At 44.4% G+C, this 20281-nt stretch carries 17 protein-coding genes; 15 read left to right on the forward strand and 2 right to left on the reverse strand.

From position 1 onward, the window contains the following. The 12 genes from ACJJIJ_RS05405 to ACJJIJ_RS05460 are packed head-to-tail and all read left to right on the forward strand — an operon-like array spanning nucleotide 1 to nucleotide 12706. Nucleotides 1–1020, forward strand: a complete 1020-nt coding sequence (locus ACJJIJ_RS05405) for a hypothetical protein (RefSeq protein WP_444938841.1) — start codon at nucleotides 1–3, stop codon at nucleotides 1018–1020. Then, complete coding sequence (locus tag ACJJIJ_RS05410; RefSeq protein ID WP_444890617.1) at nucleotides 1013–2866, forward strand: acyl-CoA dehydrogenase family protein; 1854 nt, start codon at nucleotides 1013–1015, stop codon at nucleotides 2864–2866. The genes ACJJIJ_RS05405 and ACJJIJ_RS05410 overlap by 8 nt, the downstream gene beginning before the upstream one ends. Then, entirely contained in the window at nucleotides 2866–4833 is a 1968-nt protein-coding gene (locus ACJJIJ_RS05415; protein ID WP_444938842.1) for an NAD(P)/FAD-dependent oxidoreductase, read from the forward strand. The genes ACJJIJ_RS05410 and ACJJIJ_RS05415 overlap by 1 nt, the downstream gene beginning before the upstream one ends. After that, nucleotides 4830–5744: an alpha/beta fold hydrolase gene (locus ACJJIJ_RS05420; RefSeq protein WP_444938843.1), complete on the forward strand. Its 915-nt coding sequence runs from the start codon at nucleotides 4830–4832 to the stop codon at nucleotides 5742–5744. The genes ACJJIJ_RS05415 and ACJJIJ_RS05420 overlap by 4 nt, the downstream gene beginning before the upstream one ends. Then, nucleotides 5741–6877: a hypothetical protein gene (locus ACJJIJ_RS05425; protein ID WP_444938844.1), complete on the forward strand. Its 1137-nt coding sequence runs from the start codon at nucleotides 5741–5743 to the stop codon at nucleotides 6875–6877. The genes ACJJIJ_RS05420 and ACJJIJ_RS05425 overlap by 4 nt, the downstream gene beginning before the upstream one ends. 2 nt (nucleotides 6878–6879) lie before the next feature. Then, nucleotides 6880–7134 carry an acyl carrier protein gene (locus ACJJIJ_RS05430; protein ID WP_252085543.1) on the forward strand — a complete coding sequence of 85 codons (255 nt, stop codon included), beginning with the start codon at nucleotides 6880–6882 and terminating at the stop codon, nucleotides 7132–7134. Nucleotides 7135–7155: 21 nt separating this feature from the next. Continuing rightward, nucleotides 7156–7890 (forward strand): tetratricopeptide repeat protein, encoded by a 735-nt coding sequence (locus ACJJIJ_RS05435; protein ID WP_444938845.1) that lies wholly within the window; start codon nucleotides 7156–7158, stop codon nucleotides 7888–7890. Beyond that, a complete protein-coding gene (locus ACJJIJ_RS05440; protein WP_444938846.1) occupies nucleotides 7890–8624 on the forward strand; it encodes an ABC transporter ATP-binding protein in 735 nt (244 codons plus the stop codon). Before ACJJIJ_RS05435 ends, ACJJIJ_RS05440 begins: the two co-directional genes overlap by 1 nt. Further along, complete coding sequence (locus ACJJIJ_RS05445; protein ID WP_444938847.1) at nucleotides 8621–9325, forward strand: hypothetical protein; 705 nt, start codon at nucleotides 8621–8623, stop codon at nucleotides 9323–9325. The genes ACJJIJ_RS05440 and ACJJIJ_RS05445 overlap by 4 nt, the downstream gene beginning before the upstream one ends. A gap of 2 nt (nucleotides 9326–9327) precedes the next feature. Beyond that, nucleotides 9328–10557: an ABC transporter permease gene (locus ACJJIJ_RS05450; protein WP_444938848.1), complete on the forward strand. Its 1230-nt coding sequence runs from the start codon at nucleotides 9328–9330 to the stop codon at nucleotides 10555–10557. A 37-nt stretch (nucleotides 10558–10594) separates the two neighbouring features. Beyond that, nucleotides 10595–11338: an outer membrane lipoprotein-sorting protein gene (locus ACJJIJ_RS05455; RefSeq protein ID WP_444938849.1), complete on the forward strand. Its 744-nt coding sequence runs from the start codon at nucleotides 10595–10597 to the stop codon at nucleotides 11336–11338. A gap of 18 nt (nucleotides 11339–11356) precedes the next feature. Next, nucleotides 11357–12706: a hypothetical protein gene (locus ACJJIJ_RS05460; RefSeq protein ID WP_444938850.1), complete on the forward strand. Its 1350-nt coding sequence runs from the start codon at nucleotides 11357–11359 to the stop codon at nucleotides 12704–12706. 50 nt (nucleotides 12707–12756) lie between these two features. Here ACJJIJ_RS05460 and ACJJIJ_RS05465 read toward each other — a convergent pair whose 3' ends face one another. Beyond that, a complete protein-coding gene (locus tag ACJJIJ_RS05465) occupies nucleotides 12757–14967 on the reverse strand; it encodes a tetratricopeptide repeat protein (protein ID WP_444938851.1) in 2211 nt (736 codons plus the stop codon). Nucleotides 14968–15174: 207 nt separating this feature from the next. Between ACJJIJ_RS05465 and ACJJIJ_RS05470 the strand changes: the two genes are divergently transcribed. Next, the gene (locus tag ACJJIJ_RS05470; protein ID WP_444938852.1) at nucleotides 15175–16224 is read left to right on the forward strand and encodes an HAD family hydrolase; all 1050 of its coding nucleotides are present in this window, start codon (nucleotides 15175–15177) and stop codon (nucleotides 16222–16224) included. A 289-nt stretch (nucleotides 16225–16513) separates the two neighbouring features. Here ACJJIJ_RS05470 and ACJJIJ_RS05475 read toward each other — a convergent pair whose 3' ends face one another. Continuing rightward, nucleotides 16514–16681 carry a hypothetical protein gene (locus ACJJIJ_RS05475; protein WP_444938853.1) on the reverse strand — a complete coding sequence of 56 codons (168 nt, stop codon included), beginning with the start codon at nucleotides 16679–16681 and terminating at the stop codon, nucleotides 16514–16516. Nucleotides 16682–16728: 47 nt separating this feature from the next. Between ACJJIJ_RS05475 and ACJJIJ_RS05480 the strand changes: the two genes are divergently transcribed. Both ACJJIJ_RS05480 and ACJJIJ_RS05485 read left to right on the forward strand, forming a co-directional pair. Continuing rightward, a complete protein-coding gene (locus ACJJIJ_RS05480) occupies nucleotides 16729–18183 on the forward strand; it encodes an arylsulfatase (RefSeq protein ID WP_444938854.1) in 1455 nt (484 codons plus the stop codon). Between the two features lie 472 nt (nucleotides 18184–18655). Continuing rightward, nucleotides 18656–19816: a serine hydrolase domain-containing protein gene (locus tag ACJJIJ_RS05485; protein WP_444938855.1), complete on the forward strand. Its 1161-nt coding sequence runs from the start codon at nucleotides 18656–18658 to the stop codon at nucleotides 19814–19816. Nucleotides 19817–20281: the final 465 nt, after the last annotated feature.

Raw genomic sequence — 20281 nt, forward strand, 5'->3', positions numbered from 1 at the left:
ATGTATATAAGAAGCCTCTGGGTTGATCATAAAGGGGAAACAGAGCAACTGTTGAACTCCCTAAACCATTACCTTTCAGGATTGGATTATATCCCAGAGCTTGTATATATCGTTTCAGCCGGCGAGGCTAATGTGTTACTGGAGCGACCGGTTGTTGAGTTTCTAGTTCAGCTGGAAGAGGCTGGGCATAACATTCAATTTGTAGGTAGTGCATGTACCAGTTTTCATGCTGCGCTTTTAAGTTATTCCAAACGTCATGAAGAAGACGCCCTAGTTATAAATTTAGAGCTGGGTAAAGAGCGGCAGCAGGAATGCCTGGATGCCCTGGGTATAGGAATAAAGCCTGGGCAGGACGGTTTGGATGTGATTACAGGAGTGGCAGTTTCCTGGTTATGTAGGCATTACCACGAACGGAGTTTATGCCAAATTTCCAGTTGTGATATTTTATCGCAAGCGCCATCACTCAATGGGGCGCCTGAGCTGGTGCAAAACCTCAAGAAATTAATGGCGACTGATCTGGACAATTCCTGCCGTGTAGTGTCCTTTGATATTCAATCTCGCTGGGCGAAAGGATTGCTGAAAGGCTTTTCTCATGAGGATAAAACTCATTGGCTGCCTAGTGTTGAGCTTGATGGGCTTCACTATCTTAGTATTAAGCCTCTTGCGGAGATTGATAAATATTGTTTGAGAGACGAAATTGAAGGTCTCTGGATAATCACTCTTGGTGGCGGTGGTAGGGCTGGTTGCCTCCGGGTACACAGAACCCCACAAGCAAATGGACAGCTGCTTTCCCGTCTGGTGAACACAGAGACCGTTTCTCTTGAAGAGGCTTATCAGGGTTTTAATGCAGCACAAAGTCTCGAAGATGCACACGGCCAGGATCACCTTCCTCATGTTCGCGGCGCCATGATTTATCCCCAGAAAAAATACCGGGGAAGACATAATCAAATATTTCACTGGGTGCTGGGTTCCGGCAGCTGGCGGTCACTCTTGGAAAATCAAGGAGCCAAACATGGGTAGAAATATCTATAAGTCTGATTTGCGGGAATTTAAATTTCTTATTGAAGACCAGTTTCATCAGGCCAAAACACTATTTGAGCACCCACGCTATAGTGATTGCTCTGCTGAAATCGTAGATGATGTTCTGCAGCGTGCGAAAAAATTTGCTACTGAGGTATTGGGACCAGGTTATCAAGAGGCTGATGAACAAAGTTGCCACTTGGTTGATGGCAAGGTACAGCTGCCTTCCTCTTTTCCGGAGATGTGGAGTCGTTTTAAAGAGGAATGGGGAGACTTATCTTCTAGCAGTGGCGGTCAGGTAACCGATCTTCCGCCCTTTATAATGCAAATGCTGTTAGAAATGTTTATGGGGGCCAACCCCAGCTTTATGACCTATGGTGGTTTTTGTTTGCCATCTTCTACCCTGGTAGAAAAATATGGTTCAGAAATTCAAAAAGCACTATTTAAGGACAAATTGGCTACTTCTGAGTGGACTTCTTGCCTTTGTTTGACTGAGCCACAGGCTGGCAGTGATGTTTCCCTGGTCGATACCAAGGCCGCGCGGCAAGCAGACGGTACCTATTTACTCACCGGCGAAAAGTACCTAATCAGTGCTGGTATGCACGACCTAACAGATAATACCTTGTACTTTGTGATGGGTAGAGGGGAGAAGAGTGGCTCGGGAACCTATGGCTTGTCTTGCTTTATCGTACCCAAATACTGGGTTGAAGAAGATGGTAGCCTAGGAGAGTTTAATCATGTTGAATGTATCTCCCTTGCTGACAAAATGGGTTTTAAAGGTTGTGCCAATACTCACCTTACCTTCGGCAAGAATGGCCAATGCCGTGCATATTTACTAGGTGATCGGGAAAATGTTGGATTATTGCAGTTCTTGACCCTGATGAATCAGGCAAGAATTAGCACAGGGGTTTATGCCCTGGGAATGGCTTCCTCGGCTTACTACAACGCTCTAGCCTATGCCAGTAAACGCATTCAGGGTAAACGTTTTCATGAAAGCTTCAGCGCTACGGCAAGCAGGGTCAATATTGTTGAGCATGTAGATGTGCAGCGCATGTTACTGGAAATGAAATCCAAGGTTGAGGGCTGCAGGGCCTTGATCGCCAAGCTGACCCTATCTGAAAGCTTACTCAAGACATTCGAGGGGGATGAGGCTAAGAAAACTGAGGCTACCTATCATCAGGGGCTGGTAAACCTGCTGACTCCCGTGGTGAAAGCCTATATCAGTGATCAGGCATGGCGCATTTGTGAACTGGCCATTCAGACCTGTGGTGGCCAAGGTTACCTGAAAGAATTGGGTATTGAGCAGTATGCTCGGGATATCAAGGTACTCGCCATTTGGGAAGGAACTAATTATATCCAAAGCCAGGATCTTATCCGAGATAAGTTAGGGCTGGGCAACTCCAGCAAGCTGTTTCAAATTTATAAGAGTGAGTTTGAATCATTTATTAATAGAGCGGGTGATTTCCCCAATTTCAAAACCGAATTTAGCCGCCTTCAAGAATCCTTTGAGCACTTGGAGACTGTCCTGACAACCGTACATGTGTGGGTCAGGACCAAAGAGATGTTCAAAATTCCGGCTTACAGTACTCGTATTCTGCACATGATGGGGGACATTACTCTTGCCTGGTTGTTGCTAGAAGCTGCCTGTAGTGCATCCAGTCGCCTGAGTAAAGGAGAGGGGGATAAAGCTTTCTACGAGTCGAAGGTCACTAGCGCTAAATTCTTTATCAGGAATGAATTACCCAGAACCAAGATGGTGATGGACATTATTCAGGATCATGATTCATTTTGTCAGGTTGACTCTCCCGTATGGGATTCTCTTCTCACTGGGGTGGAATCGCTGTGATGAATGCTTTCGATCAAATACAAAAAGAATATGACGTTGTCATCATTGGCGGTGGCTGGGCCGGGTTGACTCTGGCTCGGCAAATTAGACGCGGTGGCCAGGATGTTTCAATTTTGGTTGTAGAAGCCAGTGATAGTTTCCGTGCAAAAGTGGGGGAGGCTACTGTTGAGATGACCGGCCATTACTTTATGAAGCAGTTGGGCTTGGTTAATTATCTCTATAGGAACCACCTTCCGAAAAACGGTTTGCGCTTTTTCTTTGATAAACCTGATCACAGCTTGTCTCTAACCGAAATGAGTGAGCACGGAACTACTAGTATTCCGCCTCATCCAGCCTTCCAGCTGGACAGAGCTCGCCTGGAGGCGGACCTGGTTGAAATGAACCGGGAAGATGGTATTCAAGTTCTTATGGGTGTGAAAGCCAAGGGCCTCAGTATTGAGTCTGACGATAACCGTCATTCCATTCAGCTGTCTGTGGCTGATTGCAACACTGAGATTGCAGCTCGCTGGTTGGTGGATTGTAGTGGGCGCAATCGCTTTGCAAAGAAACATAAAAAGTTAACACGCCAGGAGAATGTACCCGAGCACTTCTCTTCCTGGGGACGCTTCAAGAATATCCGGGATATTGACTCCATGGGAGATGAATCTTGGAGAAAACGGGCTTTTGGCCGTTTCTTATCTACCAATCATTTTTCCGGAGATGGCTATTGGGTGTGGTTTATTCCACTGAGTGGTGGCTACACCAGTGTCGGAATTGTCGGTGAAAAGGATAAGTTTGAAAAACCACCCACCAAGCGTGAAAGCTTCCTGGAATTCCTGATGAATTATCAGGCAATTTCAGAATTGTTAGATGGCGCTGAGCTGGTGGATTTTGAAGCTTGGGGGCAGCTTGCCTATCGTGCGGATGAATTTATTTTCCCCGATCGTTGGGCTACCTCTGGTTTTGCCTCTATGTTTCTTGATCCCCTGTTCAGTGGTGGTGGCGATATGATCGCTTTGTTTAATGATCATATCTGTAAATATATCCTTATGGATCTCGCTGAACCTGATAGAGGTAAAGCCCAGAATATACTGAATCAGGAGCTAGCCATTGCGAATCAGACCGTAAAAGAGTTTTATCAAGGCCTCTATGCTCATGTGGCCAATGTATACCCGGTTATTGATTCTGCTGAGCTTTGCTCACCTCTGTTGGCATATAACACTGCTGCTTATTTTCTGGAAATCGCCTGGGACTATATGTCAGACAGTTACCTGGATCAGGAGTACTGGCAACGTAAAAGTTACCTGCGCCGGGGTTATATGGCATTGGAGCTTATATTGCAGAGGCAGTTGATAGATACCGCGAAAGTTCTTAAATCGGAAGGTCGTTATTACCGTAGGAATGATGAAGGATTTTTTGAGTCTGGAGCGGATCATTACAAGTATTTTGTCTACCTGATGGGTACTGCTGGTCGGGATGGTTGGCGCATTGATTTAAGGGTAAAGTTGTGGGTTGAGATATTTCTCAAGGTGATTGAGGCCAAATTGGATTTCCCTGGGCTAGCTAACAAAATGGTAGTTCAGCAAAGTATATTGTTGCCGGATTTATTGGGGAGGCCCAATTTAAGCACTGCCGACAAGGGGTGGTTGCTGGAGAAAATTTCTGAAAAATTCTCAGGAATACTCTCAGATGAGGCGGAGCGCCCTGTTCAAGTTAGAGTGACGGAAGACTCTTTCCATACGGAAGCACTGGAAATTAAGGATTCTTCCGGAGAGCTAACTATAGATGAACTTGACAAGCTCGCTAAAAAAGCCAAATCGCTCTGGTCTCAAAATCAGGAATACATTGCGATGCCAGGTATGGTACCGGTTTTCTTGGCATTTGCACGTAGCCAACCCGACAGCATTATGGATTCTGTAATTGACCAGAGAAAAGCTATGGGAATGGATCAACAAGCCTCAGAAAGTCCTGTAGTGGAGGCGGTGTGATTCAAGAGTTTTTCAAAGCGCGTGATAGTAAGAATCTGGCATTTCGCTGGCTGCCAGCAGAAGATACAGAGACCGCGCTCATATGTATGCACGGCAGCACTTTTAGCAGTCAGTGGTATTTAATGTTTGGGCGAATGCTACACAAACAGGGAATGTCCATTTGCTTACCGGATTGGCGAGGGCATGGGAAAAGTGAGGGGCGTCCTGGAGATCTGGATTATCCGAACCAATTACAGGATGATCTGCAGGATCTGATAGCGCACCTCAAGGAGAGAGGAGTTCGCCGTTTTGTACTCGGTGGGCATAGCGCCGGCTCTCTTGCCTCTCTGAGATACCTCGGAATATATGGTACCAAGGACATCGTGGGTTTTTTTGCTATAGCACCACCGCTAACCCAGGCAGAAGAAACTCGAAAGTATGATATTGCCACTTCAGGACTTGAGTACTTTATCCGCTATTTTCGTAAACGGCGACACAGCAGACCAATGGCGGGCCCAGAGCAGAAAAATTTGCCCAAAATAAATCTTTGGAAATATTGGCTGGCGATGCTTATTCCTGCATTCAGGCGGATGCCTGTTTTAAGCTTCCCTCCAGTAGGTTCAGCTGCTGGTAATCAGGGTAGGGTACTTGATTGTAGCTTCAACTTACTTAGTGCTTACACTATTAAGAGATATACCGATCTATTCGCCAGTATTGATATCCCGTGTCATATCACCGTGGGCCAGTACGATGAAGTAGTCGATGCACATACCTTATATACGGTAATGAATTGGTATATCTCACCTAAAGTAGAATCCTATTTAACTGAGATTCCCAATGCTACCCATATGTCAGCTATCTCAGCTTCGGCTAAACCGATCTCCAGCTGGCTCGATAAGGTGGTAGAGAGGCGATTGGAGGCTGCTTTGTGAAACAAATGGTTTATGATATTTCTGGGGTAAAACCTGTAACACTAGCAGTGGGTGCGGAGTTCTCTGTGTTGGACTTATACCCCGATAAATATAAAAAATTATTGAGCACATCAGAGGTTAAGCATAAGGGTGTTATCCAGAGAAGTGATCGCAATTGCTTTCACATTAAAGTTGCAGATTTGTTCAATTTGCCCCTGTATTACTTTACCCTGAATGAGCAACTGTTCATCAGTGCGAAATTGTCCTCATTTTTGGCCGTAGGTGCAGATAAAGTCGATCTGAACTATTTGGTTGAGCTTGAATATTTCGGGTTTCCTACTGAAAGAAAAAGCCTGCTGGAAAATGTCAGAATGATTTTTCCGGGTGATGAGGTGAAGATCACAGCTGAGTCATTAATCTGGCTGGATGATACTCTTGCTACAGAACCTAATTTGAAGGCTGCTTTGGTAAAGCCTCAAAGCAGAGGGGAGGCCTTATACAATCTTCTCCCCATGGTGGCTTCACAATTATTTACACCTTTCGATCATGTGTTCTTTGCTCAAGTGTTTGAGCAAGTAGAAGCTTGTGAAGAGCTTTTGTGCGAAATTAGTAAAAATAGCCTGCCCCGAAAATTTGGGTTTAATCGTCAAAGGTCAGATATCTTTAAAGCGGCGCACAAGTCCAGAAAGGTTGAAGGCATTGATCTGAAAAACTATGTTAGAGAGATTAATGATCAGCTTGAATCGAGCTGGGAAGCTTCTGGTAAGGAACAGGATAGGGATGTCTACCTGGCAGAGTATTTGTATCATCCTTTTATTCTTTTTCATCTGAATATTCTGGGTGCAGAGTTAGGTAAGGAGGTCAGGCTTGTCGACGAGAGTAATTTGAAAGAAAAGGATGGTCTGAATCAAATTTTCTCTTTGGGTGACAACCCTGTAGTTAATGTTTATGAGTCTTTTCAGAGGGTGTTTTTTTACGGAAACCGATGGCTTTCACGTATCTGGTTTTTTATACCCCCTATGATTAGCGCCAAGATTATTAAGCGGCAACAGAAATACTCTGAAGGTGAGCAGCATGTATGTATATATGCTTTGACCCTAGATTATTTGTTGCGATTCTATCCCTTGAAAGTTGGTAATGTAACTGGAGATTAGGTATGTCTACAGCAGTCGTAGAGAGCAAAGTACAGGAACTCTGTGAGCAGATCGCTCTTATGCTGAATGTTGATTCTGTTGATGCGGATACCCCTATTGCTGAGTTGGGTGTGGATTCACTCAATATTGTTGAAGTGATATTGATTTGTGAACAGCTTTATCCTGGTGTGATGAGCCCAGAAAATCTGGTTTTTGATGAGCACACTACCCTAAAGGAAATGGATACACAGTTGCTCGAAAATTCAGCTGAGATTTAAATCTTTTTTAGGGGGTAGCCCATGTTTAAGAAAATGCTAACAATATTAATAAGTAGTCTTCTGATTGGTAACATTATTGCCTGGTTTTCAGGGGCTGCTCCCATTGACTTCAAAAAGATAGACTATAGCAAAACTGAATTTGAACAATTGGAGTTTCTGATAGCTGAGCTGGATCAGAATCAATCTGACCCTGAATTAATGTTGCAACTTGGGCAGCTGTACAGCTACCACAATGAAATAGACAGAGCGGATAATTTACTGGCTACCGCCTACCAACAAGATCCTGAAAATATGCTGATTAAAGCAGCCTATTTTTCCAATGAAGGTAAGTTGGCTGGTGCCATGTTCGATCCGGCCATGGGGTTGTATAAACTTTATCGTCTGCGTCAAGCGATGAATCAAGTGGATGAAGCGGCGCTACAAGCTAGCTCTGACTTTAATGTGCGACTGGTTCGGCTGCTCACTTTTTCTTTTGTTGGTGAAGTTAGCGGTCACTTTGACAGAGTGTTTGAAGATGAAGACTGGTTCATAGCTCTGATAGAAAAAGATAATGATGCTTTACCTGGGGAAGTCAAACAACTTGTGTATCTGGCTCTCGCTAATGCCTACAGGATTAAAGGGTTGGATAATAGTAATGAACTTAATATAGCTCTGGATTATTACCAGAAAGCAGAAAGTTTGGCTGAATGTCCTTCTACCATGCTGGATGCCTGTGAGCAGTTGAGTCAAATGGTTATTACTTTGGGCGAAGCCTAATGTTGGTTGAATTGCGCAATGTATCTAAACGCTATGCCATGGGTGATATCTGGGTAGACGCCCTAAAAGATATCACTCTTTCCTTGGGAAAAGGCGAATTTCTCGCTGTGAAGGGGCCTAGCGGTAGTGGTAAGAGTACTTTGCTTAATATTTTGTCGGCTCTTGATCAGTGCGATTCCGGCACTGTTCAGGTTGGCGGTGTCAATATCGGTAAATTGGGAGAGCACAAGCGTTCAAAATTCCGAAACCGGCACATTGGCATTGTATTTCAGTCCTTTAATTTGATACCAGTGCTTACAGCCCTGGAAAATGTGATGTATCCACTGACTCTCAGGGGAGTGAAGGATGCCAAAGCAAGGGCTCTGCAGGCACTGAAAGATGTAGGCCTTGAAAAACAGGCTGGGCAAAGACCAACCCAGTTATCGGGGGGGCAGATGCAGCGGGTAGCTATAGCCAGGGCGATTGTCACACGGCCTGATATTGTATTAGCAGATGAGCCTACGGCAAATCTGGACTCGAAAACCTCAGAAACGATCATGGCGCTGATACAGAAGTTGAATAGAGAGCAGGGCATAACCTTTGTTATTTCAACACATGACGATTATGTAACTAGCCTGGCATCCAGAGTGATTACTATTTTAGATGGAGAGTTAGTGAGTGATCGCCTTAGTGGTGACGTTCTGGCCAATGGGTATGATAGATCCAGTATTACAAGTTCGGGGGTTGAGGTATGAAAATACTTAGCACACAGGAGTTTCTGAAGGTACTTACAGCTTTCTTTTTTCTGTTTGTCAGCCTTCCAAAGGTGATTGCTGAGGAGTACACACCCCCTTCAGAGATCCCCTCTTCTAACCTCGAGAGAGTTCGCCTGGTTGAAGATTTAAATGAAGAATCCACACCAGAACAAAAGAAAATTGCTTACTTGGCCAAATTGGCATTGCTGACTTCCTCAGGGGATACACGAGTTGAACAAGTGGAATCCCTGGAACAAAAAATGACCAAATTGAAGAGCACGCTGAACAATGATCCAGAGTTGAGTGCCGCTCTAGGATCGGCAATTTCCTTTCGATCTAGTTTCTATCTCGATCAATTAGCAAAGCTATCCTTATTTTCAAGGCGGGGAAATCGCATGATGGATAGGGCAGTAAAGCAGGCCCCTTTCAATCTTGGGGCAAGATTGCAGAGGGGCATCAGCTGCGCAAATATGCCGGCCTTCTTGAAACGGGCCCGCTATGCAGTAGAAGACCTGGAGTTAGTTCAACAAAAAATTGGTGGTAAGTACGGTGATGAGTTCCAGGCATTTGTCGACTACTACCTTGCACAGGCCTATGAACGTAATGATCAGGCAGATAAAGCCAGAGAACTCTGGACAAGGTTGACAGCTTCAGAAACCGAGTGGGCGAAAAAATCTCGCCTGGCCCTGGAGAAACTTTAGTTATGACTCTGGGTTGGAAGGTAGCGCTGTTAAATATTCTTAGAAACGGTCGACGCAGTATAATCACCCTTGCGGCGGTTATTTTTGGCTGTACCAGCTTGATTGTGTTCGGTGGTTTTGTTCAGTCCATGTACGATGGCATGCGTGAAAGCATGATTCGATCGCAGCTAGGGCATATCCAGATTTATGCCGATGGCTACAACCAATATGGTAAAGCCGAGCCAGAAAAGTACCTGATTCCCTCTGCCAGCTTAGAGCAGATTACCCAGCTAATTGAAGAGAAGAGCCAGGCTTTAGTTGTTGCACCGCGACTGAATTTTAATGGTCTTCTGAGTGATGGGAAGCAGTCAATTGCAATATCGGGTATTGGTATCGATGCTGAAAAAGAGGTACTACTTTCCTCTGCAATCCATATTGTAGAAGGTGAAGATCTATTTCCTGAGGATGTTGCTGCTGCGCATTTGGGAGAGGGGTTGTTCAACTCCCTGGACGCTCAGGTAGGGGACTACCTAACATTGCTTGCAAGCACCCAGGATGGAGCAATAAATGCGGTAGACATTCAGATAGCCGGTGTGGTGACCACTGGTGTGAAGGAATTGGATGATCGCTTACTCAGAGTCAATTTGCCCCTTGCGCAGGAATTACTTTATACCTCGGATCTAACCCGGCTGGTTGTATTGCTTGAAGAAACTGAACAAACCGATCTGGCTGTAGACGCCTTGCGTAAGGCATTTAAGCAACAGAATCTAGGGCTGGAATTAAGAAGCTGGTGGGACTTGGCGGCTTATTATCATCAGGTTGTTGGCCTATTTAATGGAGTGTTTGGTTTTATCACCGTAATTGTCCTGGTGATTGTAGCTCTAAGCATATCCAATACCATGTTGATGGCTGTGATGGAGCGCACCCGAGAGATCGGGACTATTCGAGCCATGGGCGGGACACCTACGCAGGTAGTTGGCTTAATTCTTTTAGAGTCTGTGTTTTTAGGTATTATCGGTAGCCTCTTAGGATTGCTTATCGGAATTCTTGCGGCAAAGGGCATTACTTATGCCGAATGGATGATGCCGCGGCCGCCGGGCAGTACTCAGGATTACCCGATAAGGGTATTTGTGGTTAATGAGATTCTTATCAAAACCTTTGCCTTGGGTTTTTTGGTCTCCTTAATTTCTAGTGTTTATCCAGCAGTAAAGGCTTCCAGGATACCGGTAGTGAATGCGTTGAGGTTCACTTGACGGTAATGCAATAGGTTTATAGGTGTAGGGTAAAGAGATGAAAAGAAGCCGTTTTATTTTTTTTGTTGGGTTTTTATTCTCCCTAGTTGTACCAGCAGTGGCTGAGGTAACGGCTGAATCCCTGGTGAATCGATTAGATGAAGTTAGGGGGTATAAGGATCAAGGGTTTGTTTTTAATATTACTAATATAAGCTATAAGAAAGATAAAGAACCTCGAACTAATACGCTTAGTGTTAAAGTGTTTAACGATAAGTCTTTGATTCACTTTGAATCTCCCGCTCGTGAAAAGGGGAGGGCCATGTTAAAGGAAGGTAACAATATGTGGCTCTATATTCCCGGAACTCGCCGAGTTATTCGTATTGCACCGTCTCAGCGACTGATCGGGGAAACCAGTAATGGAGATGTTGTTGGGACTAATTTCTCCAGAGACTATCGTGCAGAAATTATTGGAGAAGAAACCCTCGAAGGGCAGGATTACTGGTTGTTGGAGTTAACTTCAACGGCTTCAGGTGTGGCTTATGCAAAAGTGAAAGTGTGGATGGAAAAGACAGAAGGAAACCAACCCTTTAAGAGTGAATTCTATTCCCGGTCAGATCGTCTGCTGAAAACAGCTTTTTACAAAGAATATAAAACCTTTGGCGATGAATTGAAATTACATAAGCTCCTTCTCGTGGATGCCTTGTTGCAGGAAAACTATACCTGGATGAAATTCGATGATTACCATCTCAAGGAATTGGATCAGGCTATTTTCCAGAAGGCTTCATTGGGTAAGCTGAATTAATATAGAAAGACCATGGCGATGCCAAATTTAATCCAGCATAAACTGGCCATAATCTTAAGTGTCTCTGCCTCAGCTGCTTTAGCTAGTGCGCAAGAGTATAAAGACCCTTTCTCTAATGAGCTCTCTGAGAGTTCTAAATTACAAGATCTTTCATCCAGTAATAGGGAAAGTGGTTATTATTGGAATTATGATATTTCCGCTATTGCCTATCAGCAGCAGAATAGCGTGCGGGGAGACCAGTATTTTAACCCAGGAAATCTACAATTTAGTGAAAGAGAATCTTTGCTAGCACTGGATTTCAGTAGTCAGTTTTTATCGGGGTCACACTTTTCTACTTTTACTCGCCTAACCTTTATTCAAGACTATAAGGTGGATGATGGTGGCGCCTCTTCAGAAGAGTTCAATGCCTACCTATTGGAGGGCTACTTATCTTCGTACACATCTAGCCGGAGATTGGGTATTAATATTGGCAGGATCAAACCTCAGTGGAGTAATGGTTACAATTGGTCCCCTGCCAACTTACTCAAGCCTGTCTATGACCGGCCAAATCTGGATACAGATGATCTGACCCAACAACAGGGTTGGGATATGGCGCATCTGGATCTTCGCTACGGTGACTGGAACGCGGGTATCTACATTGCTGAAGTGGAAGATAATCTGGATCGGAATCTGGACCATCCGTTTGCTGACCACGAGTATCAATATGCATTGGTTCTGAATAGGGAGGGAGATCTGGATACCAGGTTAGTAGTACACCAGTTGGACGGTGGAGAACTGAATGCGGCCCTGGGTTTGAGTGCATTGGCACGTGATAATATAACTCTACGATTTGAAGGGGCCTGGGAACAGCAGCGCCAGCTGCCAGTGGCTAGTGATATCTCCTATGGAGGTCTACAGGATCACGGTTACCTAAAAGCAGTGCTAGGTGCTCAGATGAGCCTTAAAGGCGGCTGGGATATTACGGCAGAATATCTATACAACGAACATGGGTATGAGTCAGAAGAGTGGGACCAGGTTATCGAACAAGTGGATCTTGCCAAGCAAGGTTTACAGTCCGTTCAGGCGCCAGCTGCCTTTAATTTCCTGATTGATAGCTATGAGCTGTTATCGGTGGGACAGTTGCGCCGGGAGTATTTGTTTTTTATGTGGGGTAACACCCGGATTGAACGCAAGTTTCAGTATCGTCAGAGTATTCAATATAACATTGATGATCAGAGCCAGTATCATAACTTGGAATTAATCCAAAATTGGACAGAGCATTTCAGCACTAGACTTCAGGCCCAAGTGTTTAGTGGCTGTGAGAGCTGTGAGTTTGGTCTAATTCCGAATGAGCACTTGCTCCGCTTGAGTTTTTATTACGATTTTTAGTCATCTACTAATTGTTTAGCTTCAACTAAAACAATAGAAGGCTTTTGGGACTACTGATTGCTTCCAGCAAGGAAGTTTTCATATTTTTTAGCCTTCTCCAGGTTGCCGGATTCTCGATTAATGGAGATTAAAGCCCGAAGGATATCTATCGAGGAAGGGAATTGCTCAAGCCCCTTCTCAAGCGTTGCCAGGGCTTGTGTAGAGTTGCCGGCGGAGTGTAGTGCGATCGCATAGACATATATATAGCGGCTATCAGTCTGTTTAGACTCAGAGGCCTGTTTGAGATAAGCGATAGCCTCTGAGTGATGTTTCTGTCGTATTAATGATAGCCCTAAGGAGTGTTGTATTGCTGCCTTCCTCTCTGCTTTATCCAGAGCGTTTCGCAGCACTTCTTCTGCACTTTTCTCTTTTCCCTTTATTCGATAAAGGTCTGCCAGATTGATGTATGCAGGTGTGTAATAGGGTGCTTTACTTATAGCTCGAAGATAGAATACTTCTGCTTGCTGAGAGTTGTCTCTCTGTTGATGTAGACCCGCCAAGTTGGATAAGGATTCTGGTCGATCACTGTTAAACAATTCTGAGGTTATATATTCCTGAAGTGCCAGAGAAAATTGCTGGCGAACCTGAGCAGGGTAATTTCCCAGGGGTAAGGTTGCTAGAGCATTGGCGGCCAAAGAGCGGGTGACGCGTTCTCGCTCGTAGAGTAGAGGTATTCCCAAGGCAGGTCGTAATTGCTCCGGTATTCTATCTAATGACTGTGCCAGTGCCAGACTGAGTAGTGGTTCATTGCTTTGTGCTATGGATTGCAATAATTGTACAGAATCGCGGCTGAGGTATTCCGCCAGAAAGGTTATAGCGGTTGCTCTAGCGATTGCTGGCTGTTCTCGGTCTAGGATCAATTTACTTAGTTTCTTCTCTGCATCCCATGCTCCTGTAAGGCCTGCGTGTAGAGCCTCGCCAAAGTGGTTTGTCTCTGCCGGGCCAAATCGCTTGCGCAGAACTTCAGCAGCCCACTGATTGCTTTGATTCTTATGGCAATTGATACAGGCATTTGGTGTTTTTAATTGATCTGAAAGGTCTGGACGGGGGATGCGAAAACTGTGATCGCGGCGGCTATCTACCTGCATAAAGTTCTTTGCTGGCATATGACAATTGATACATCGCGATCCGGGGCTGTTTATTGGGTGAAGATGATGATCGGTTTGAGCGAACTTCTCAGATAGATGGCACTGGGCACAAACCCCGTCGCCACTGCTACGTAACTGTAAACTATGGGGCTCATGACAATTGCTACAGGTGACGCCTGCGCTATACATTTTACTTTGTAAAAAAGAGCCATAGACATAGACTTCTTCGTTAATTTGGCCATCCGCATGATAGAGGGGTGGTTGTAGCAGGGCGAGGTTATAGTGATCCAAAAATTTACTCCCAGCAGTTGCGCCAGGTGAGAATGTCGCGCGCCTGGAATGGCATTGTGCACAAGTTTGTATTTCTTTGGCGACCTTGGCTGATTTGCTTGAGGCTATGCCAGTTTCAAGGTTCATTTTCCACTGGTTTGTATTTATCCTCTGTAATTCATGAGTAAAGCCAAAATTTTGAAGGCTCTGTTGTTGATTCTGAGCCCATTGAAGATGCTTGGAGGCGGGCCCATGACAGGATTCACAAGCGATATTTATCTCAGACCAACTGGTTTGAAATGTATCGGTTTGAAGATCGTAATTTTTTTGTAGATTAGTAGAGTGGCAATCCGCACACATAAAGTTCCAGTTTTGATTAATACCACTCCAGTGTAGGTAGTCTGTATGTTCGATCTTTTCATTAGGGTATAAATGGAACCAGCGTTGACCACCATCTACTGCTGGACGGTTATCCCAAGCGATACTGAGCGCCTGTAGCCTCCCGCCGGAAAATTGAATCAAGTATTGCTGGAGAGGAGTTACCCCAAAAGTGTATGAAATGGGGAATTTTTCTAGAACACCTTCAGTTCCTTCGGTCTCGACAAAAAAATTTCCTTTGCGCTTGTAAAAGGTTGTAGTTACTCCGCCGTGGTCAAAGGTGGTTCCATCGAAGTTGCCGAGGACAGTGTCTTCACTGGCTGGCATCATGGCTTGCGCGTGATGGGAGTCTTTCCAGGCAGTGCTTTCTTTTTGGTGGCAGTTTTGGCAGGATGCTGAACCGGTATATGTTGCGTGCTCTTTCTTCGAATGATTTATCTGATGGGTAGTGGTTAAGATAGGTTCGTTTTCATCAGTTTTACCCATTTCGGATTTTTCATTCTTATGCCCGCCACATCCAGCTAGTGGTAATAGAACGAGAACAATGAAAATTATGTAAATTTTTCCAGCTATATTTATCATATATTTAGTTTTATTGACTTTTCTGTTGGATTGATCTGGCTTTGACAAGCCAAGATTAGTTCATTGTGTGCCACTTCAAGCAATCCATGTTTACTTGAGTCTCTTAACCTAATGGCTTTCTCTCAAAGAAAATTGACAGTTTTTTGCTTGCTGCTTCTGATAAATATTTTCTTTTCCAGCACAGGTGTGAGTGCAGATCTTCCATCATGGAATAATACGTCAACAAAATCTGACATCATAAGTTTTGTAAAAAAAGTGACGCGAGAAGGCAGTTCCGACTTTGTTCCTCCAGAGCTGCGTATTGCTGTATTCGATAACGATGGCACTTTGTGGGCGGAGAAGCCTGCTTACGTTCAGTTACTTTTTGCGATAGATGAGATTAAGCGATTGGCACCTGAGCACCCGAAGTGGCAGAAGGAGCAACCTTTTGCCTCCATTCTAAAAGGAGATTTTCATAGCTTATTGACCCTTGGCAAAGCGGATAGGTTAAAAATAATCAGTACGACTCAAACAAGTATGACAGATACGGAATTTAATAAGGTTGTAAATTCCTGGCTTACTGCCGCCAAAAACCCCCTTACGGGAAAGTCTTATCGAAATATGGTTTATCAGCCGATGCATGAATTGCTGGAGTACTTGCGTGCAAATGGCTTTAAAACCTATATTTCTTCAGGTGGTGGAGTTGATTTCATTAGGGCACTCTCAATGAGCTTCTACGGTATCCCGCCAGAACAGGTTATTGGTAGCCGTTTTAAATTACGGTATGAAGATGATGATGGTCATCCTCAAATCATTACAACGGATAAACTTGACTTCGTGAATGATGGTGTAGGTAAGCCTATTGGCATAAGCCAGGTTATTGGGTTCCGCCCAATTTTTGTTGCTGGAAATTCAGACGGTGATTTGCAGATGTTGGAGTGGTCTACTTCCGGTAAAGGGCCTCGTTTTGGCATGTTAGTTCACCATACCGACAGTAAGAGGGAGTGGTCTTATGATAGTGGCTCTAAGGTAGGGCACCTGGATAAGGCTTTAAAAGCTGCCAAACTCTATGGGTGGACGGTAGTAGATATGGCAAAAGACTGGGCAATGGTTTTTCCTCAGTCTAAAGTCACCACACCTGAAAAGGAAATATCTGAAACACCGGTTGAGGATGGTGGTTAACATCCATCTTTCATGCCCTTAAATTCATTGCCGCAAAACCTTCTCTAATGAACGCTTTAAACAAGTTTGTCTAATCTTGTTGTATTACCCTTCCAAAAAAGCGTGAATTTACATCTATTGACACCAGTAATTTTTAAAAGGGTTTTGTTGTCAATAGAGGTTTATTTGTCGCTATATGCATTCTCTATAGGTGTTAAATGATTTATGAGACCCAATATGTTTTCATCCCCTCTGGTATTCCGTCGATTGTTCATGGGTGCAATTGTATTGTGTTTTTTGCAATGGCACGTTATTGCTCAGCCTCAGCCTCAGCCTCAGCCTCAGCCTCAGCCTCAGCCTCAGCCTCAGCCTCAGCCTCAGCCTCAGCCTCAGCCTCAGCCTCAGCCTCAGCCTCAGCCTCAGCCTCAGCCTCAGCCTCAGCCTCAGTTGGAGGAGCAGGGGCAAACTCAAGCCCCACCGGAGGTTCAAGTTCAGGACACCCCGCTTACAAAGCCCAATATCCTGGTGATTTGGGGGGATGATATCGGTATTTGGAATATCAGTTTTAATAGCCGAGGCATGATGGGTTATGCCACGCCCAACATTGATCGATTGGCTGTTGAGGGGCTGTCATTTACCGATTACTACGGCCAGCAATCTTGTACGGCCGGAAGGGCCGCTTTCCTGGCAGGTAATGTGCCAGTGCGTACTGGAATGACCAAAGTAGGGCTCCCAGGAGCCAAGGAAGGCTGGCAAAAGAGTGATGCGACAATTGCCACGGTTATGAAAAGCCTCGGTTATGTTACTGGTCAGTTTGGTAAGAATCACCAGGGTGACCGGAATGAACATCTGCCCACTAACCATGGGTTTGATGAGTTTTTCGGAAATCTCTACCATCTCAATGCTGAAGAAGAGCCAGAGAATCGCGATTACCCCAAAAATCCTGAATTCCGCAAAAAATTTGGCCCACGCGGAGTGATCAAGTCTTATGCGGGTGGCTCCATTGAGGATACAGGCCCGCTCACTAAAAAACGCATGGAGACAATTGATGATGAAACTCTAGCTGCAGCTATTGACTTTATAGAGCGTGCTCATCAGGCCGGAAAGCCTTTCTTTGTCTGGTGGAATGCTACTCGGATGCATTTTCGTACTCATGTGCGAGAGGAGCATAAAAATCTGGCTGGGCCGAACAGCAACGAGTATATGGATGGCATGGTAGAGCATGACATCCTGGTGGGAAAATTACTGAGTTTACTCGATCGTCTGAAAATTGCTGACAATACGATTGTATTTTATTCCACCGATAATGGACCACACTTCAATACCTGGCCTGACGCGGCCACAACTCCCTTTCGCAGTGAAAAGAACTCCAACTGGGAGGGGGCTTATCGGGTACCGGCTTTTGTTCGCTGGCCTGGAAAATTTCCAGCTGGCACTACCCTAACAGGCATCGTTTCCCATGAAGACTGGCTGCCAACACTGGCTGCCGCCGGCGGAAACCCTAATATCAAAGAGCAACTAAAGCAGGGGGTAGAATTGAACGGTCGCCGCTATCGCAACTATGTCGACGGTTATAACATGTTGGATTACTTTTCTGGTAAGGCCAAGTTGTCACCACGAAAGGAATTTATATATGTTAATGATGATGGTCAAATAGTCGCTATGCGTTACGAGCCATGGAAAGCCATTTTCCTGGAGAATCGTGGTAAAGGTTTTGAAGTCTGGCGCGAACCTTTTACTGAACTGCGTATTCCCTTACTGTTTAATTTACGTCAGGATCCTTTCGAAAAAGCACAACATAGCTCCAATACCTATAATGATTGGTTTATTGATCGTGCATTTGTATTGGTTCCTATGCAGCAGCTCGCTGCCAAGTTCCTGAGCACCATGAAGGAATACCCCCCCAGTCAAGTTCCCGGCTCTTTCAATTTGGAAAAAGTACAAAAACAGCTAGAGGCTGGGGCTTCGGGTAGTAACTGAATTTTCATAGGGCGCTAAATTAGGTCACAGGGCATGAAAAGGTGATGAATTACTCTCTAAATAGAGAGGGAGGGTAGGAAGCTCAGGTCTATAGTAATCGCTTTAAGTCAAGTAAAGCACATAGGTGATTTCTCCTGGATGCACTTTGATGCGTAGCAATAAGCTGTTGTAATTAACAACGCTCTGGTTTGATACAAATCGTCATTCAGGTTTAGGGGTGTCAATTATAGTTGCTGTGGTTTTAAAGGTAACCTAATGATTTTGCCCTTAATCTAAAACAAGGCGTTTCCCCAAAGTTTGAATAGTGTTCAATTCTTAAAGTCAAAAAGTTATTTTAAGTTATCTTTCCCCCTTGTTTTCGGTTCTATCGTACCTTATCTGCCTGATCAAAAGTTAAATTAGCTTACTCCCTTTATATGCCTGTATAGTGTCTCAGGCGCCTTATCGGCGTTTCTGTATATGAAATTTACAAATGGAATTTGGTGATATGTATAAATTTATAATATTGATCGCTTCAGCGGCTCTATGGTTGCCCCTACAATCAAAGGGCGCTGTTAGTGCTCCACAGCAAGCAAAACTTTTGTTTGAACAGGCCGTTTCCTCAGATACTGTTCCTGGTATTAGCGTGGCCGTTGGCGATACTAATGGCACTCAGTGGGCTAAAGGATTTGGGTATTCAGATCTTGAGTCTAAAGTTCCTATGACCAAAAAAACAAAACTCCGTATTGGAAGCGTTTCTAAGGTGATTACTGCGGCTGCTTTGATGCGTCTGGTAGAGCAGGGAGTTTTAAATTTGGACTCAGAGGTAAGACTTTTGGTGCCAGACTGGCCTGAAACCCACCCAGCGATAAGCTTGCGCCAGTTAACCAATCATACCGCTGGAATTCGTGACTACATTATTCCGCATGAGTTTCTCTCGAATGTGCAATACAACAACACTTTAGAAGCTTTGAATATTTTTAAAAATGACCCTTTGCTTTTTATTCCCGGTTCGGATCAGAGTTATTCTACTTATAATTGGACTCTACTGAGTGCGGCAATGGAGTCAGCAAAAGGGGAAACCTTTAAGGAGATAGTTAGTACTGAAGTTTTTGAACCTCTAGGATTGAAGAGAACTACCTTTGATGATGCGGCACCAATTATCCCAAGTAGACAGGGCGCTTATTCTTTTTTTACAGGTGTGCTTATAAATTCTCCAGAGGTGAATAGTAGCTATAAGTATGCTGGAGGTGGAATATTATCCACGCCAAAAGATGTGGTGAAATTTGCGCTTTCTCATCTGAAGCCTGGTTTTCTGCAGGAGGAATCCATTTCTGAGCTATTTACTAACTCTAAACTTTCAGATGGAACAGAAACCAATATTGGTATTGGTTGGTTTCTTGGGGGGCAAGATTTCTTAGCTGGATATAACTCGGAAGAGTATGCGGATATAAGGCGTATTCTCCAAGTACACCCTAATTTGCTATACCACACGGGGCTAAGTATAGGAAGTACAAGTGTGCTGATACTTTGTCCTGAACACCAGCGGGCAGTGACCGTTATAAAGAACGTGGACTTGGAATCCAGTGTGGATCTGGTTGCCCTTTCTCTAAAGACCCTAGATCTCTTTCATAGTAATGAGCAAGTAAAATAGAAGACTCAACTCTCTGCGTGTACCTTAAGTCGGCCTCGTAGTCTCTGGATTGCGAGGTATCCCCGATCCTGAGTTGAAATTAATTGCTGTTGATCCAGTATTGTATTTATATACAGTATTTGGTAGGTTTGTAGTAGAAGGGGTGCTGACCTGTGGAGAGTTTGAGTTTAAGAATGAATTTTTAGTCATTGCTACCCTGCATCTTTTAGCTCTGCAGTTATTACATCCCATCGAGAGATGGTTCTATCTAATACCTTTTTGTCTTCTGTAGAGTTGTTTTAAGTTTGATTGATTTTCTAAATTTCACTTAGTACCAATTGGAGGGTTTTATGCCACATGTAACAATTACAACAGTTAAAGAGCTAGTTGATGAGCGTGTGAAGAAGGAGTTACTGCAAAAAAATCAGTGATATTATGGTGGAGGTCGAAGGCGGCGGAGATGAGAGTTTTAGGCAGCATGTGTGG

The sequence above is a fragment of the Microbulbifer mixtoriginis (SeqCode) genome, assembly GCF_052467945.1.